The 365-nt window shown below is 58.9% G+C and carries 1 protein-coding gene; it reads left to right on the top strand.

All coding sequences use genetic code 11. The features are described 5' to 3' along the window. Window positions 1-365 (top strand): phosphopantetheine-binding protein (locus HCA61_RS25920; RefSeq protein ID WP_169691064.1); only part of this gene is annotated, 365 nt, incomplete at both ends.

Raw genomic sequence — 365 nt, 5'->3', positions numbered from 1 at the left:
GATGTTCGGGCGTTTGTGGCGTCGCGGCTTCCGGATTACATGGTGCCGGCGGTCGTGTCGGTTGTTGATGCTTTGCCGTTGACGGTCAACGGGAAGGTCGATCGCTCTGCATTGCCCGAGGTGGAGCTGGTGTCCACGGCGAAGTACCGAGCTCCGGAGTCTGAGCATGAATGCCTGTTGGCCGAGATCTTCGGCTCAGTGCTCGGAGTGGACCGTGTCGGTCTTGATGATGACTTCTTTTCTCTTGGCGGACATTCACTTCTGGCTACTCGAATGGTCGCGCGGATCAGATCGACTTTGGGCGTGGAGGTCCCGATTCGGGTGGTGTTTGACAGCCCGACGGTTGGGAAGCTGGCACAGCAACT

It is taken from the genome of Rhodococcus sp. HNM0563 (assembly GCF_012726195.1).
GTDB lineage: Bacteria > Actinomycetota > Actinomycetes > Mycobacteriales > Mycobacteriaceae > Rhodococcus.
Note: the sequence above shows the minus strand (reverse complement) of the source record. Positions and strands in the feature narration are given on the sequence as shown.